At 69.5% G+C, this 13792-nt stretch carries 14 protein-coding genes; 6 read left to right on the top strand and 8 right to left on the bottom strand.

What is annotated here, in order from left to right:
- Positions 1-56: 56 nt before the first annotated feature.
- The 3 genes from ACFY2Q_RS17045 to ACFY2Q_RS17035 form a co-directional block, all read right to left on the bottom strand.
- Positions 57-497 carry a hypothetical protein gene (locus ACFY2Q_RS17045; protein WP_387131147.1) on the bottom strand — a complete coding sequence of 147 codons (441 nt, stop codon included), beginning with the start codon at positions 495-497 and terminating at the stop codon, positions 57-59.
- Positions 498-619: 122 nt separating this feature from the next.
- Positions 620-1012 (bottom strand): ester cyclase, encoded by a 393-nt coding sequence (locus ACFY2Q_RS17040; RefSeq protein WP_387131146.1) that lies wholly within the window; start codon positions 1010-1012, stop codon positions 620-622.
- A 24-nt stretch (positions 1013-1036) separates the two neighbouring features.
- The gene (locus ACFY2Q_RS17035; protein ID WP_387131145.1) at positions 1037-1723 is read right to left on the bottom strand and encodes an SDR family NAD(P)-dependent oxidoreductase; all 687 of its coding nucleotides are present in this window, start codon (positions 1721-1723) and stop codon (positions 1037-1039) included.
- 110 nt (positions 1724-1833) lie between these two features.
- On the opposite strand from ACFY2Q_RS17035, the gene ACFY2Q_RS17030 reads away from it, so the two are divergent.
- Together ACFY2Q_RS17030 and ACFY2Q_RS17025 are read left to right on the top strand one after the other, a co-directional pair.
- Positions 1834-2442: a TetR/AcrR family transcriptional regulator gene (locus ACFY2Q_RS17030; protein ID WP_387131143.1), complete on the top strand. Its 609-nt coding sequence runs from the start codon at positions 1834-1836 to the stop codon at positions 2440-2442.
- A gap of 155 nt (positions 2443-2597) precedes the next feature.
- Positions 2598-3974 carry an AbfB domain-containing protein gene (locus ACFY2Q_RS17025; protein WP_387131141.1) on the top strand — a complete coding sequence of 459 codons (1377 nt, stop codon included), beginning with the start codon at positions 2598-2600 and terminating at the stop codon, positions 3972-3974.
- 70 nt (positions 3975-4044) lie between these two features.
- On the opposite strand, the gene ACFY2Q_RS17020 is transcribed toward ACFY2Q_RS17025, so the two are convergent.
- A complete protein-coding gene (locus tag ACFY2Q_RS17020) occupies positions 4045-4923 on the bottom strand; it encodes a fructosamine kinase family protein (protein ID WP_387131140.1) in 879 nt (292 codons plus the stop codon).
- Positions 4924-4933: 10 nt separating this feature from the next.
- Entirely contained in the window at positions 4934-5692 is a 759-nt protein-coding gene (locus ACFY2Q_RS17015) for an IclR family transcriptional regulator (protein WP_387131137.1), read from the bottom strand.
- A gap of 188 nt (positions 5693-5880) precedes the next feature.
- On the opposite strand from ACFY2Q_RS17015, the gene ACFY2Q_RS17010 reads away from it, so the two are divergent.
- Genes ACFY2Q_RS17010 through ACFY2Q_RS16995 form a run of 4 tightly spaced genes read left to right on the top strand, consistent with a single transcriptional unit; the run spans position 5881 to position 10558 of the window.
- Positions 5881-6084, top strand: coding sequence for a hypothetical protein (locus ACFY2Q_RS17010; protein ID WP_387131136.1), 204 nt, complete (start codon positions 5881-5883; stop codon positions 6082-6084).
- Positions 6081-7277: a fumarylacetoacetate hydrolase family protein gene (locus ACFY2Q_RS17005; RefSeq protein WP_387131135.1), complete on the top strand. Its 1197-nt coding sequence runs from the start codon at positions 6081-6083 to the stop codon at positions 7275-7277. The genes ACFY2Q_RS17010 and ACFY2Q_RS17005 overlap by 4 nt, the downstream gene beginning before the upstream one ends.
- Positions 7274-8788 carry an aldehyde dehydrogenase (NADP(+)) gene (locus ACFY2Q_RS17000; protein WP_387131133.1) on the top strand — a complete coding sequence of 505 codons (1515 nt, stop codon included), beginning with the start codon at positions 7274-7276 and terminating at the stop codon, positions 8786-8788. Before ACFY2Q_RS17005 ends, ACFY2Q_RS17000 begins: the two co-directional genes overlap by 4 nt.
- Before the next feature lie 42 nt (positions 8789-8830).
- The gene (locus ACFY2Q_RS16995; protein ID WP_387131131.1) at positions 8831-10558 is read left to right on the top strand and encodes an IlvD/Edd family dehydratase; all 1728 of its coding nucleotides are present in this window, start codon (positions 8831-8833) and stop codon (positions 10556-10558) included.
- A gap of 73 nt (positions 10559-10631) precedes the next feature.
- Here ACFY2Q_RS16995 and ACFY2Q_RS16990 read toward each other — a convergent pair whose 3' ends face one another.
- From ACFY2Q_RS16990 to ACFY2Q_RS16980, 3 genes are all read right to left on the bottom strand, one after another.
- Positions 10632-11867: a cellulose binding domain-containing protein gene (locus tag ACFY2Q_RS16990; RefSeq protein ID WP_387131129.1), complete on the bottom strand. Its 1236-nt coding sequence runs from the start codon at positions 11865-11867 to the stop codon at positions 10632-10634.
- Between the two features lie 219 nt (positions 11868-12086).
- Positions 12087-13058, bottom strand: coding sequence for a PaaX family transcriptional regulator C-terminal domain-containing protein (locus ACFY2Q_RS16985; RefSeq protein ID WP_387131128.1), 972 nt, complete (start codon positions 13056-13058; stop codon positions 12087-12089).
- A 90-nt stretch (positions 13059-13148) separates the two neighbouring features.
- Positions 13149-13757, bottom strand: coding sequence for a class I SAM-dependent DNA methyltransferase (locus tag ACFY2Q_RS16980; protein ID WP_387131126.1), 609 nt, complete (start codon positions 13755-13757; stop codon positions 13149-13151).
- Between the last annotated feature and the right edge of the window lie 35 nt (positions 13758-13792).

The raw sequence follows: 13792 nt of genomic DNA, 5'->3' as shown, positions 1-13792 counted from the left end.
GTGGCTCGGACCGGGCTGCCCTGGCCGGCGGGCGGCCCGCCGACCAGGGCCGTCGGTCAGCGGCGACCGGCGGCCAGGGCGACGAGGTATTGTCCGCCGCCCGCGTCGACGCTTGCGGTCACCGGCAGCCCGGGCACCAGCCGGGAGAACCTGTCGACCAGCCAGTCCGCAGCCGCCCGGGCGTCCTTCTCGCTCGGGCAGCGGGCCACCAACTCCCGGCCGCCCTTGCGTTCGAGTCGCTCGGCGACGGCGATCAGCGGTGCGGGCTCCACCACGTGCAGGCGGTCCGGCCAGGCGATGACCACCTTGACCGCGCCCTTGCGGGTGTTGCAGGCCCGGTGCGCGAGTCGCTCGGCGACCTTGGCCTTCTTGTCGGCGGTACGGCTGTCGACGCTGGGACCACGCGGGTCGTTCACCGACCTGTCGGCGTCGACCGGCTCGTCACACACCCAGCATCGCCAACTGTCACGCCTGGCGACGTCATCGAGGAGACTCATCAGAGCAAACTAGCCTGTCAGCCTCTGGTCGACGTCAGCCGACGTCGGTAACCGACGCGGACCTCGGCTCTGCCGCGTCCGCCCCGCGGAAGGAGCGGACGCGGCAACATGGATCCCTGGTCTCAGGCAGTCAGCTGTCGAAGCATCTCGGCTGAGTCGTGCAGGGCGGTCATCTGCACGAACCGGCCGTCGCTGACCTTGTAGATGGCGTACTCGACGATCTCGAACGACTTGCCGGACGGCTGGACGCCGAGCCACTCCTTCACCGGAGTGCCGGTGTTGATCGCGCGTACGGCGATGCGGTCACGGTCGAACAGCAGTTCCTTGACCTCCCAGTGCAGGTCCGGGACGGCGTCGACGTCGTGCCTCTGAACTGCCAGGACGTCGTCTCGGGTGCCGGGCTCGCCGTTGAGCATCACCGTGTCGTTGATGAACTCGTCCATGCCGTCGAACTTGTGGGCGTTGAGGTCGGCGACGTAGCGCAGGTACCAGTCACGCAGGTTGTTCTCGGTCATCAGATTTTCTCCTGTTTCTTTCGATTACCAGCTCAGCGGGCCGAACTCGTCGGTGAAGGTCCCGGTCGGGCCGTCGGGGCCGAGCGTGGCCAGGCGTACGACAGTCTTGGCGCTCTCCTCGACGGGCCTGCCGATTCCGTAGGCGGCGGTCATGTCGGTGGCGGTGGCACCGGGTTCGATCGCGTTGAACGTGATGCCGGGCTGGGACTTGGCGTACTGGATGGTGAGCATCGTGGCTGCGGCCTTGGACGCCGAGTAGAGCGCGACGGGAAGGTTGTACTCCGGTCGTTCGGGATTGGTCACGGCCCAGAAGGAACCCATGCTGCTGGAGACGGTGACGACCGTCGGGTTTGACGACTTTCGCAGCAGGGGCAGCGCTGCCTCGGTGACTCGGACGATCCCCACCGCGTTGGTGTCGAACACACGTAGGGCATTTGGTCCGTCCATGGGGCCGTCTCCGAGGACGCCCGCGTTGTTCACCAGGACGTCGAGCCGGCCCTCCGCAGAGTCGATTGTCGCCAGCGCATCGGTCACCGATGTGTCGTCGGTGACGTCGAGCTGCACGAACCGTGCGCCCAACTCGGCTGCGGCCTTCTCGCCTCGCTCGACGTCGCGTGCGCCGATGTAAACGGTGTGACCCAGGTCGAGAAGCTGCTTGGCGGTCTCGAACCCGATGCCCTTGTTCGCACCGGTGATCAACGTGATTGTCATGTCTTCCCCTGCTCTTTTGTACCGCTCGGTTGCCGGGTAACCGTAACAGATTCTGTACCGATCGGTAGGTGAGCCGGCTCACGATCTGTACCGCGCGGTAGGATGGGGTCATGAGCAGTGCGACACCCACCACCGGACGACCCCGGGCCTTCGACGAGGAGACGGTCCTCGACCGGGCTGTCGAGGTCTTCTGGCGACACGGTTACGAGGGCACGTCCCTGAGCACCCTCACCAGTGCCATGGGCATCAACCGGCCGAGCCTGTATGCCGCGTTCGGCAACAAGGAGCAGCTGTTCCAGCGTGCCTTCGACCGTTACCAGAAGATCCAGCTGGACAGCGCCCGCGTCGCACTCGAACAACCCACCGCGTACGCCGCCATCGAGGCATTTCTGCGCGCCAGCGCCGACGGCCTGACCGCCGGCGACCACCCCGCCGGGTGCCTCTCCATCCAGGGCGGCCTGGCCTGCTCGCCGGAGAACGCCCGCATCGCCGAGATCCTGGCCGTCGGCCGGGCCGCCACCGAGTCCGCCGTCCAAGAGCGGCTGACCCGCGCGGAGAAGGAGGGCGACCTGCCGGACGGCATGGACGCCCGGGCGCTGGCGCGATTCGTGATGGCGCTCAGCGAGGGTCACGCCGTCCACGCCGCAGCCGGCGCGTCCCGCGACGATCTCCAGGCCTCGGTCGACATCGCGATGCGGGCCCTCGCGCCGCACTCCTAGCGAGGTAGCCCCGGGACGCGCGCTGGCGCACGGCTGGCCGCGGGCGCACGACGGCGCGATCCGACCTGTCGCACCTATCCTCTAGGAGGCGGCGCGTTTTGACGCGCGTCGATGCCTACTCGGCACCAGCCCGCCCTCCGAGAGGAAGCCGTCCCATGAGACTGACCGCCCGCTGGCGCGTCATCGCGTCCGCGATCATGTCCTTCGCCATGGTGACCACGGCAGTGGTCGCCATGCCCGCACAGGCGGCGAACCCGATCGTGACTCGATTCGCCGGGGACCCGTCGATGCTCGTCGCCAACAATCGCGTGTACGTCTACGCCACCGACGACCAGGGCAACAGCGGGACGTACTGGGACTCCAACGCGTGGCGGGTCTACTCGTCGAGCAATCTCGTCGACTGGACCGACCACGGCGCGCCCTTCTCGGTGAGCGGATTCTCCTGGGCGACGCGGTACGCCTGGGCGCCGTCCGCGGTGCAGCGCAACGGCTACTACTACCTGTACCTTCCGGTCGACCGGACGAAGATCGGTGTAGCGCGCAGCACGTCGCCCACCAGCGGCTTCAGCGACCCCCGTGGCAGCTCCCTCGTAGAGCGCGGACGCGACGCCAACACCGGCGACGAACCGATCGACCCGGCGGCCTTCGTCGACGACAACGGGCAGGCGTACCTGTACTTCGGCGGCGCCCGCGCGCCCAAGGTCGTTCGCCTCAACGCCGACATGATCTCGACCTCCGGCGGTGTCCAGAACCTCACGATCACGGGCACCGGCAGCAGCACTGCCTTCGGCGAGGCCGGGTTCGTGCACAAGCGCAACGGGATCTACTACTTCTCGTACTCCACGGGCTGGCCCGGCCAGATCGCCTACGCCACCGCGAGCAGTCCGCTCGGCCCGTTCACCTACCGCGGGATCCTGCTGGACTACACGAACAACAACACCAACCACCACTCGATCGCGGAGTACAACGGCCGCTGGTACATCGCCTATCACCGCAACGCCCTGCCGGGGAGCAACGACTACCGGCGGTCCCTGGCGATGGACTATCTGAACTACAACAGCGACGGCACCATGCAGCGCGTCACCCAGACCAGCGTCGGCGTCGGCACGCCCACGCTGCCGGTCAACCGTTTGCAGTCGTACAACTTCGCCGACCGCTATGTGCGGCACGCCAGCTACGACGTGCGAATCGACGCGAACGTGAGCCCGTCGGCCGACAGTCAGTGGCGGATGGTGCCCGGCCTGGCCAACGCGTCCAGTGGCTACGTCTCGTTCGAGTCGGTGAACTTCCCCGGCTACTATCTCCGGCACTTCGACTACGACTTCTCGCTGGCACGTAACGAGGGCACTGCGCAGTTCGCCGCGGACGCCACCTTCCGGCGGGTGGCCGGGCTTGCCGATTCCAGCGCGGTGTCGTTCCAGTCGTACAACTTCCCGGACCGCTACATCCGGCACTGGGAGTACCTGTTGCGGCTCGACCAGATCACCACCTCCACCGGCCGCGCGGACGCCACCTTCCGCGTCACCGGCTGACTTCCGGAGCCCGACTCGACTCTCCGGCCGACCTGACCGGCCCCGGCCCCGGCCCTCTGAGCCTGATCGGTCAGGGCCGGGTCCGGAACGGTGCGAGGGTGGCACGAATCTGGTCGGCCGCGCCCCAGTCGTCGTCGAACTGGGCCAGCACGGCGAGGTGCTGTCGCAACTGGACGATCGGCATGCGGGCCCGCCAGTCGGTGTCGAGCGAGGTCAGCTCCGCGTAGACCGCGAAGAACCGCTGCGCCTCGGGCGGAGACGCGGTCGACCACACGTGGGCGAGGTCGACCTCGGCCCATATGTAGGACACGGCCGGGTCGATAAGCGCCGGCTGCCCGTCGGCGGTGGCCAGGATGTTCTGTGCCCACAGGTCGCCATGCGTGAGGCACGCCGGCCGCTCCGGCAGCAGGTCGGGCAGCCGGTGACACAGCCGCTCCAGCGCCGCCCGGTCCGCGGCGTCGAGTGCCGCCTCGACGCGTGGCTCTCCGAGCCACCGAAGCAGGCGGTGCTGGGCGAAGAACGCGAACCCGTCGTCAGCCCAGGTGTTCGTCTGACGGCGGCGGCCCAGCCAGTTGTCGTGGTCCCAACCGAAGCGCGGATGGGTCGTGCTCAGGTGCATCCGGGCGAGCACGTGTGCGAACTGCTCCCAGAAGTGCTCGCTTGGCGGTCTCGGCCGCAACAGCGACAACACCAGCAGGTCCCGGTCGGCCAGGATCACCTCGGGTGTCGCCACGCCGCCGCGTTCGCGTAGGGCGGCCAGCCCGTCGGCCTCCACGACGAAGACGTCGTCGGCTGGCGCGTCGGTGAAGGCCTTGACGAACACCGGCGGCGCGTCCCGGCGGGCGGCTATGCCCGCGAGCGCCGCGAGCCCGCCAGTTGCCGGCTCGACGCTGACCACGTCACGCAGCCCCGCTCGACGCAGGCGCTCCCACAGGATCGTCGAGTGCATCAGGACGCACTCAGGAGGGCGGGGGTGTGTAGCCGAGCTCGCGCGAGATCTTGTTCGCGGTCTCCAGCAGGAGCGGAAGGGCGCTGCTCAGTTCGTCGAGGCTCGCGATGACCTCGATGGCCGTCATCGAGGCGGCGGCGATGACCTGCCCCCGCGAATCCCTGACCGGTGCGGCCACGCACATCACGTACGCGTCGTGCTCGCCGTTGTCGACAGCCCAGCCCCGCTCGCGGATGCCGGCGAGCTCGGCCTCGAGGGAGTCGTGGTCGGTGATCGTGGTGTCGGTGAACCTCTCGAAGACCACGTGCGACAGCAGGCGGTCGCGTTCCTCCGACGGCAGATACGCCAGGATGGTCTTGCCGACGGCGCTCGCGTAGATCGAGACGGCCCGGCCCACCCGGGACGGCAGCTTCACGGCGTCGAACGCCTGACTGTCCACTTTGTCGATATAGATGATCTCGTCACCGGTCAACTGCGCCAGGTGCACTGTGTGGCCGGTCTCCCGCTGGAGCGCCCGGAGGTGTGCGGCGGCGAACTGCCGCATATCCATCGAGCCGAGCGCCAGTTCGGACAACTCGATGACCCCGCTGCCGAGCACGTAGGTGCCCGCGCCGGTCCGGCGCACGAAGCGGGCTGCCTCCAGGGTCTGGAGGATCCGCAGAGCCGTGGACTTGTGGACGCCGAGCACCTCCGCCGCCTCGGTGAGTGACAGCGGGTGCTCCGCCGATCGACGGATGAGGTCGATCGCGCGGCGAATGGATTGCGCCAAGACCCTGTCTCCCCTCGCACGCCGGGTTGGCCCGTCGCGGTCGTTGCGTCATGTGCAATCTAGTTCACGCGGTACGCAACCTCCGCTTGACACCGTTGCACATGGCGCTACGATCGTTGCAATTTACTTCGATTGACTTTGATGCGTATGGGTCGCCCCGTCGATCGTGGCGAAGGGCTGAGCGAAACATGAAGATCGTCGCTGTCGACACACCTGTCATCGACTTGTGCCGCACCAACCTCGTCATCGCGCGTGTCCGGGCGAACGGCTGGTTCTCCGGAGCCGGCATGCCGGAGACCCACGAGGATGCGACGCGCGGGGCGGGGGAGTCCGGTTGCGACATCCGCCCTCGGGACGAGCGGCCCTTGCACAGCCTGACGAGCGGCTCATGACGGAACTGGCCGCTGGCGGGGACTGGTTCGGATCCCCCGCCGAGGCGCTGCCGCACGACGCCGACCAGAGCGTCCTCATCGGCCGGGTCTGGGTCCCGTCCGCCGACGGACCCTCACCCGTCACCGTGCGGGACGGCGAGGTCATCGACCTCAGCCACCTGATCCCGACCATCCGGGACGTCTGTGAACTGCCGGATCCCGCCGCGACGGTGGCCGGGCTCGACGGGCCGCGGCTTGGCGACTTCGGGGAGATCCTTGCCAACACGGGTGCCGCGTCCCCGGACCGTACCCGGCCCTGGTTGCTGGCCCCGGTCGACCTCCAGGCGCTCAAAGCCGCAGGTGTGACATTCCCGGTCTCGCTTATCGAACGCGTCATCGAGGAGCGGGCACGGGGAGACCTGGCGGTGGCCTCGGACATCCGTCGGCGCATGTCCGACGACATCGGCACCGACCTCTACAGCCTGACGCCGGGCTCGGCGGAGGCGGAGAGGCTCAAGGACCTGCTTGTCGGCGAGGGCCTCTGGAGCCAGTACCTGGAGGTGGGGATCGGCCCGGACGCGGAGATCTTCACCAAGGGGCAGATCCTCTCCGCCGTCGGCACCGCCGTTCCGGTCGGTGTGCTCGCCGCGTCGACCTGGAACAACCCGGAGCCCGAGGTCACGCTCATCGTCCAGTCCAGCGGCCGGATCGTCGGCGCCACCCTCGGCAACGACGTGAACCTGCGCGACGTCGAGGGCCGCTCGGCGCTCCTGCTGCCGCTGGCAAAGGACAACAACGCCTCGTGCGCCCTCGGCCCGCTCATCCGGCTCTTCGACGAACGCTTCGGCCTGGAACAGGTGCGTGAGCTGAAGGTGGGCCTGGAGGTCTGCGGGGTGGACGGCTTCCGGCTGGAGGCGGTCTCGGAGATGACGCGGATGTCGCGCGCCCCGGAGGCGCTTGTGCGTCAGATGATCGGCCCACACCACAGCTACCCCGACGGCGCGGCCCTGATGCTCGGCACCATGTTCGCGCCCATCCAGGATCGGGACCGCCCCGGCGAGGGCTTCACCCACAAGGTCGACGACGTCGTGCGGATCAGCTGCCCGTCACTCGGCACCCTTGTCAACCGTGTGCGGCACGCGGAGATGTGCGAGCCCTGGCAGTTCGGAGTCCGGGATCTGATGGCCAACCTGGCAAAGAGAGGACTGCTGTGAACGTGGTCAGCACTGTCGATCCCCGCGACGGCCGACGTCGCCCGACGGATCTCACTGAGACCGACGAGTCCCGGCTGGCGGCGATCGCCGGCCAGGCGTCCGGGGCGGCGCAGTGGCTGTCTGACCTGGGCCGAGTCGGCAGGGCGGGGATGCTCGACGCGATCGCCACGTCCCTGGAGTCCCGCCGCGCGGAGCTGGTCGCCACCGCGGAGGCGGAGACCGGGCTGAGTCACGCGCGACTCGACCAGGAACTCACAAGGGCCGCGCTCCAGTTCCGGCTGTTCGGCGAGGTGCTGCGCGACGGCGCGTACGTCGAGGCGGCCATCGACCACGCGGCAGACACACCGCTCGGGCCCGGCCCAGATCTGCGGCGGATGCTCGTGCCCCTCGGGCCGGTCGCCGTCTTCGGGGCCAGCAACTTCCCGTTCGCGTTCTCGGTCGCCGGGGGCGACACCGCCGCCGCCCTCGCCGCCGGCTGCCCCACCATCCTGAAGGCACACCCGTCGCACCCGCTGACCTCACGCGCCTCCGCCGAGGCGATCGGGTCGGCGATCCGCGACCTGGGCGGCCCCGACTGTGTGATCGCCACCGTGTACGGGGAGCAGGCCGGCCGGGCACTTGTGCGCCACCCCGCGATACGGGCGGCGGCCCTGACCGGCTCCGTCGGCGCCGCTCGTGCCATCCAGGCGGCCATCGACGAACGGCCCGATCCGATTCCCTTCTACGCCGAACTGAGCAGCGTGAACCCGATAGTCGTCCTGCCCGGCGCGTCCGCCGACCGGGCAGAGCAGATCGCCGAGGGGCTGTACGCGTCCTTCACCGGCTCGGGCGGTCAGCTGTGCACCAAACCCGGTCTGGCGTTCGTCCCGTCGGATCCGGACGGTGAACACCTGGTCGACGCGCTGCGGGGCAGGGTTGCCGCCTCGGGCGGCGCGGTGCTGCTGAACGAGCGCATCCGGGACGCGTACGAGAGCGGGGCCCGGGCGTTCGAGCGGGCCGGTGCCGAGGTCCTGGCGCGGCCGGTTGTCGATCCTGGCGCGGGCTTCACCGTCGCCCCGACGCTTCTGGAGGTCGGTCTGCACGGCCTGACCGCCGAGATCACCGACGAGTGTTTCGGCCCGATCATGGTCGTCGTCCGCTACGGCGATGTCGCCGACCTCAACGCCGTGCTGTCAACCGTCGCGCCGTCGTTGACCGGCTCCCTCCACATCGGCCCGAGGGACGACGCGGCTGTCGTGCGCCGGCTCGTCGACGCGCTCGCCGCCACCTCGGGTCGCATCGTCTTCGACGGCTATCCCACTGGTGTCCGGGTGTCGTGGGCCCAACACCATGGCGGCCCCTGGCCGTCGACAAACGCCGTGCACACCTCGGTGGGCGCCACGTCGATCCGGCGGTTCCTTCGACCGCTCGCGTGGCAGAACGCCCCGGAATGGATCCTCCCCGAGGAGTTGCGAGACGCGTACACAGCCATTCCCCGGCGCGTCGACGGGAGGTTGGTGTCAGCCCTCTGAGGCCGACGCCCGTCAACAGATGGATGACAGAGAGGTGTGCTGATGTCGACGACAGATGGACCGCTGCGCAGCGCCCAGTGGTTCGGCGCCGAAGGCCGAAACGGGTTCGTCCACCGGTCCTGGATGCGCAACCAGGGGTTCGCCGACGACGTCTTCGACGGACGCCCGGTGATCGGCATCGCCACCACCTGGTCGGAGCTGACGCCCTGCAACGCCCACCTGCGCGACCTGGCCGAATCGGTGAAGCGCGGCGTGTGGGAGAGCGGCGGCCTGCCGCTGGAGTTCCCCGCGATGAGCCTCGGCGAGCCCCTGATGCGACCCACGACAATGCTCTACCGCAACCTGCTGGCGATGGAGCTGGAGGAACTTGTCCGGGCCAACCCGCTCGACGGGGTGGTGCTGCTCTCCGGCTGCGACAAGACCACCCCCGGCCTGCTGATGGGTGCGGCAAGCGTCGACCTGCCGACTCTCATGCTGACCGGCGGCCCGATGCTCAACGGCAAGTTCCGCGGCCAGGACATCGGCTCGGGCACCGTCGTCTGGCGCTTCACCGAGGAGGTGCGGGCCGGCCGGATGACAGTGGCCGACTGCGCGGAGGCCGAGGTCGGCATGTCCCGCAGCCGGGGCCACTGCATGACAATGGGTACGGCCTCCACGATGGCCTGCGTGACCGAGGCGCTCGGGGTGCAGATGCCGGGGGCCGCCGCCGTGCCCGCTGTCGATTCGCGCAGGTACGCGCTCGCGCACGCCGCCGGCCGTCGGATCGTCGCCATGGTCTCCGAGGACCAACGCCTGTCCACTGTGCTCACGAGGCAGGCGTTCGAGAACGCCATCCGGGTCAACGCGGCGATCGGCGGCTCCACAAACGCCGTCGTACACCTGCTCGCGATCGCCGGCCGACTCGGCGTACCACTGACCCTTGAGGACTTCGACACCCTCACCGCCGACGTACCCATGATCGTCAACCTGATGCCGTCCGGGACGTACCTCATGGAGGACTTCGCCTATGCCGGCGGCGTGCCGGCGGTGATGACGGAGATCGCCCCGCTGCTGCACCTCGACCACGTCACCGTCAGCGGAAAGAGTGTGGCCGACAACATCAGCGGCACCCAGTGCTGGAACCGGCAGGTCATCGGCACCCTCGCGGCGCCGTTCCAGCCGGCCGGGTCGGGCACCGTGGTGCTGCGCGGGTCGCTCGCGCCGTCCGGGGCGGTGCTGAAGGTCTCCGCCGCCTCAGCCCACCTGCTCACGCACACCGGGCCGGCGCTCGTCTTCGACCGGATCGAGGAGTACGTCGTCGCCGCCGACGATCTGGACCTCGACGTCACCCCGGACACGGTGATCGTGGTGCGGAACGCCGGACCACGGGGCTACCCCGGCTTCCCGGAGGTGGGCAACGTGCCCATGCCACGGCGGCTGCTCGCCGACGGCATCACGGACATGGTGCGGATCTCCGACGCCCGCATGAGCGGCACCGGGTACGGCACATGCGTCCTGCACGTGGCCCCGGAGGCGTCGGTGGGTGGCCCGCTCGCGCTTGTGCGTACCGGTGACCTGGTCCACGTCGACGTCCCGACGCGCCGTCTGGATCTGCTTGTCGACGACACGGAACTCGCCCTACGCCGGGCGGCCTGGCAGCCACCGCCGCCGACGGCCGACAGGGGCTGGACACGGCTCTACAGCGAGCACGTCCTGCAGGCCGACACGGGAGCCGACCTCGACTTCCTCGTCGGCGGCAGCGGCAGCGCCGTGCCCCGACACTCACACTGACCGGCGGCGGAACACCCTCGGCGGGCCGGTGATCGGGCACCGGCCCGCCGAGGGGCTCACGCGGTGGTGGAAATCAGCTTCCGGTGCAGGTGGCGGTGGCGCCGCTGCCGTTCCCGGTGCCCTGGAACCCGAACGTGGCAGTCTGGCCGGCGGCCAGTCGCCCGTTGTAGCTCTGGTTCGTGACGGTGATGGTGCCGCTCGTGCCGCTGTTGACGCCGTTCCACAGCGAACTGACCGACGCCCCGCTCGGCAGGTTGAGGGTGACCCGCCAGCCGGTGAGCGCGCTGGCTCCGGCGGTCACGGTGACGTTGGCGACGAAGCCGCCGTTCCACTGGTCCTGCACGGCGTAGACAGCGGTGCAGGCCGGGCTGCCTGTCGGCGGCGGCGTGGTGGGCGGTGGGGTGGTGGGCGGTGGCGTCGTGGGCGGCGGCGTCGTGGGTGGCGGGGTGGTGGGCGGTGGGTTGTCGCCGAGCGTCAGGTTCTTCTGCTGGACGGTCCACTGGGTGCGGCACAGCCCGCAGTTCGCGCCGACGAAGTTGCCGCCGGCGGTCGTGTCGCCCTTGAGACGCCACTTGAAGTAGAGCACCGCCACGCGGCCGAACTCGCCGCCGTTGGTCTGGTCGTAGGTGCCGCCGTGACCGACGTTCAGGTTGCCCATGAAGGCCGGCAGCCCGGAGGGCAGCTTGCCCCAGTCGTCCATGGCGTTCGGGTAGGCGATGTCGCTGGGACCGCCGACGAAGTAGGCGATCGGCTTGGTCAGTCTTCGCAGTTGGTAGTCGTCGGCGTCGTTCAACAGGCCGCTGCTGAAGATGCCGGTCGTGGTGACCCGGGGGTCGCCTGAGACGGCGTACGCCTCCAGACCTCCGCAGGAGAAGCCCGCGACGGCGACCTTGGACGTGTCGATCTTGTTGTAGTACTTGCTGCCCTGCCGGGAGTTCTCCGCGACGGCCCAGTCGATGGACTGGGTGAGCATCTGGGAGTTGGTGGAGCCGGACCCGTTCGGGGCGCCGTTGGCGATGGCGAGGAAGCCGTGGGAGGCGATCTCGCGGAGGAAGTTGCCCTGGGAGAGGCCGTTGGCCGAGCAGGCGCCGTTGCCCCACACGACGATCGGAAGGCGCTCGGACGGGAGCGTCTGCGGGCGGAAGATGGTGTGGTTGGCCAGGGTGGCCGACGTCTCGTAGTCGGCCGGATAGGGCCCGGAGCCGCCGACCGCGGCGCTGGCCGGCGTCACGCCGATCGCCATGATCACGGACGCGACCGGGACGATGGTGGCCGCCAGCCCGGCGTAGACCTTCGATCTTTTTCGCATTGACCCCTCCAGGGATGTCGCGACGGCGCTCCCTTGACGGCGGTGGCGATCGTGCGGTCGCGTCGCGACAAGCGTGGTCGGCGCGGGCCACGGGCCGGGTGGATGTGGGCGGCGTCCACCATCCGGCCGCGGTCGCCACGGGCGATCCGACGGGAGCTGTATGCACTTACTATCACCACCGTAACGAAAAGTGTCAATGTCTGGTCTGCTGGGCCGCTGTCAGCCTGGGCGAGGCCGGCTGCCGTGCGTACCGCCCGTCGGCTCCGGTCGCGCGGGATCACGCGAAGCCTGGAAGTGGGTGATCCAGGACGCGGCGTCCGGCCAGTGCGGTGATGCCACCTGGACGAGACGCGCCTGTGCGAGCGAGCCGAGCGTGGAGTGGATGTCCAGGAAGGTCTCCCTGGCCTGCTGGCGGGGCCAGGGCTGCGGCAGCAGATGCGGTGGCAGATCCGGGTCGGCGTCCGCGAACTTCCGCCAGGAGTCCATGGCGGAGGTCCGCGCCACCAGTGCCCTGGCCGGGGCCACCTGCCCGGCGAGGGCGTCAACCCGCAGTTCCGCGTACTGCTGGATGAAAGTCGAGTACGTGGCAGCGAGACCGGTCAGGTCGTACGCGGAGGCGGGGCCGTGCGGCCCCGACTCGTCGTCGAACCGGACGTGCATGACCGACCACCGCGCACCCTCGACGTGGTGCAGCAGCTCGGTCAGCGACTCCTTCACCGGCGCGGCGTCGGTTGCCGGCCGGATCCACACGCTGTCGTACAGGCCCACGAAGCGCAGCGCGCTCAACGCCTTGCGTACGGCGTGGCGGGATGCCTGGCCGGCGTTCGGAATCGAGAACGACACCAGCACCCACTCGCCGGTCCAGTGCGGCTGGTGGGCGCCGAAGGTCAGAAAGTGACGCATCCGGGAGCGGTGCTTGGCGATCGCCTGGGGCGTGAGGTGATAGACCGGCGACCGTCCGGTGCCCCGGACCGCGATGAGACCACGTTTGACCAGGCGGGACAACGCGGCGCGGGCACTGGCTTCGCTGACCCCGAACTCCCGCAGGATCGCGATGACCGCCGACGACGGCAGGTCGGCGTCCGAGGAGTCGAGATATTCGCCGAGCAGGGTCGTCAGCAGATGCTGCGGGCTGGGCCCGACCTGGGCCCGGGGAACTCGGACGTCGTCGGCCGGCTCTGGGGCGTTCACCCCATCAGATTGCCCCACCGCGTTGCGCTCATCTCGCCGGCCTGCGGTGAGACGGGCCCTGAGCGCGGCAGACCAGGTCGGCTGGGCGGCTCACCTTCCGGTGGCGATGGCCGCGATGGCACCATGCGGTCGATGCTGGCCGTCGCCCGGCCGCAGCAGGCGCTCGACCTCCGTGAAACCGGCTCGTGCCAGCCGCGTGGAGACCTCGTCGAAGGGCCAGCGGTAGGCCGTCACGACCTTGTGGTCGAATGCCGCTACCTCATCGCCCTCGAAGAGGCCGAGCACCAGCATCCCGGAAGGGGAGATCGCCCTCCGGAACGTGGCCAGCACGCCGTCGAACTCCTGCGGCGGCAGATGGATCAGCGAATACCAGGCCAGGATGCCGGCCAGCGAGTGGTCGGCGACGGCGAGGCTCTCCAACGATCCGAGCTGGTACCGGCCGTCCGGGTGGGTCTTGCGCGCGTGGGCGATGAACTCTCCGACCGGGTCGATGCCCGTCGCGTCGACGCCCAGCGAGCGGAGGTGGTCGGTGAGATGACCGGGCCCGCAGCCCAGGTCGAGCACCGGGCCCGGTCGGCCCGCCAAATGCCGCCCGATGAAGGCGAGGTCGTCGGGGTGTACCTGCTCGCGGGTGCCGAACAGCCCGATGTAGACCTCGGCGACGGACGCGTACGCCTGCCGAACCCGCTCCACGTTCACCGCACGACTATATGACCCTGGGTGCCCCACGCAGC

It is taken from the genome of Micromonospora sp. NPDC000316, assembly GCF_042898885.1.
Lineage (GTDB): Bacteria > Actinomycetota > Actinomycetes > Mycobacteriales > Micromonosporaceae > Micromonospora.
The sequence above is the reverse complement of the archived record's forward strand: the minus strand, read 5'-3'. Positions and strand labels throughout refer to the sequence as shown.